Source organism: Burkholderia sp. Ac-20379, from assembly GCF_017104645.1.
GTDB lineage: Bacteria > Pseudomonadota > Gammaproteobacteria > Burkholderiales > Burkholderiaceae > Burkholderia.
The window spans coordinates 1-1550 of the sequence record NZ_JAAGPF010000686.1 but is presented as its reverse complement, the minus strand read 5'-3'; the positions used below and the strand labels follow the sequence as shown (position 1 = coordinate 1550).

1 protein-coding gene and 2 pseudogenes are annotated in these 1550 nt (G+C 67.4%); all 3 read left to right on the top strand.

The annotated features are described in order from the left end of the window. Positions 1 to 215: pseudogene (locus G3N92_RS33950) on the top strand (outer membrane protein assembly factor BamE); the annotation flags it as partial. Between the two features lie 148 nt (positions 216 to 363). After that, positions 364 to 1161 (top strand): 4-hydroxy-tetrahydrodipicolinate reductase, encoded by a 798-nt coding sequence (gene dapB / locus G3N92_RS33945; protein WP_206131857.1) that lies wholly within the window; start codon positions 364 to 366, stop codon positions 1159 to 1161. A 22-nt stretch (positions 1162 to 1183) separates the two neighbouring features. Beyond that, positions 1184 to 1378, top strand: a pseudogene (locus G3N92_RS33940) (MotA/TolQ/ExbB proton channel family protein); the annotation flags it as partial. Positions 1379 to 1550: the final 172 nt, after the last annotated feature.

Here is a 1550-nt window from a genome sequence, read left to right as displayed (position 1 = left end):
CGCCGGCCGCGCCGTCGGCCCCGACCCCGGGCGGCCTGCCGCCCGGCGCGAGCCCGGCCGTCCAGCCGCAGTTCCAGTTCCATCGTCCGCCGGCGCCTGCGGTGCCGAGCGACGGCACGCAGCCGGTCGGCCCGCGCAGCACCGACAATCTGCCGAACCAGCCGCTGACCTCGCCGCCGGCCGACATTTCGGCGCCGCCGAGCAGCACGAACTGATCCGGCAGGATCCCCCGACGGGCGGCTTCGGCCGCCCGGTTCGTTTTCCGGGGCGAAATGCAGGCCCCGGCCGGCTTTTCCGTGCCGGTTGCAGTCCGTTTTTCAGTCACGTTTTTCAGTCAATCACGCGAATTCGCGACACACGACCATGAACATTGCCATTGCCGGAGCATCGGGCCGTATGGGCCGCATGCTGATCGAAGCGGTTCTCAACGATGCCGACGCGAAGCTGGTCGGCGCGCTCGGCCGCACGGGTTCGGCGCACCTGGGCCAGGACGCCGGCGCGTTCCTCGGCAAGCAAACGGGCGTGACGATCACCGACGACGTCGAACGCGTGTTCGCCGAAGCCGATTACCTGATCGATTTCACGCGCCCCGACACCACGATCGGCTATCTCGATGCGGCGCGCCGTCACGGCGTGAAGCTCGTGATCGGCACGACCGGCTTCAGCGAGCCGCAGAAGGCGCAATTGCGTGCGGCCGCCGAGCAGGTTGGCATCGTGTTCTCGGCCAACATGAGCGTGGGCGTGAACGTCACGCTCAAGCTGCTCGAATTCGCCGCCAAGCAGTTCGCGCAGGGCTACGACATCGAAATCATCGAGGCTCACCATCGTCACAAGGTCGATGCGCCGTCGGGCACCGCGCTGATGATGGGCGAAACCGTGGCCGCCTCGCTGGGCCGCACGCTCGACGAATGCGCCGTCTACGGCCGCCAGGGCGAAACCGGCGCGCGCGATCCGTCGACGATCGGCTTCGCGGCGATCCGCGGCGGCGACATCGTCGGCGATCACACCGTGCTGTTCGCCGGGATCGGCGAGCGCATCGAGATCAGCCACAAGTCGTCGAGCCGCGTGTCGTATGCGCAGGGGTCGATGCGCGCGGTGCGCTACCTCGCGGACAAGCCGGCCGGCCTGTTCGACATGCAGGACGTGCTCGGCCTGCGCTGAGCCGAACGACCGGGAGGCGCGCATGGCGACGGACACCGGTGTGATGCACTACCTCGCGAGCGGCGACGCCGTCACGCATGGCGTCGCCTGGCTGCTGCTGGCGATGTCGGTGGCGAGCTGGTGCCTGCTGCTGCTGAAGGCCTGGACGCTGGTGCGCGCGAAGCGCCAGGGGCCGGCCGCGATCGTCGCGGTTCGGCGCGCCGGCTCGGTCTTCGACAGAACGGAAGAAGGGCGTGGAGGGAAAGAGGGGTGGTGGCAGTGGAGAGTTCGGCGTCGGGCGGACCCTAAAAAAAAAGAAAATGTGAAAAAGCTAGCACCTATCGTCAGCAGAAGACAAGACACCTAAGTGGCGGTGTGTGACACTTATGTTGCGTGTTTCCGTATCACCT

Excerpts from the sequence above, each read along its gene's own strand:
- dapB (WP_206131857.1), top strand. The coding sequence starts at position 364 with ATGAACATTGCCATTGCCGGAGCATCGGGCCGTATGGGCCGCATGCTG.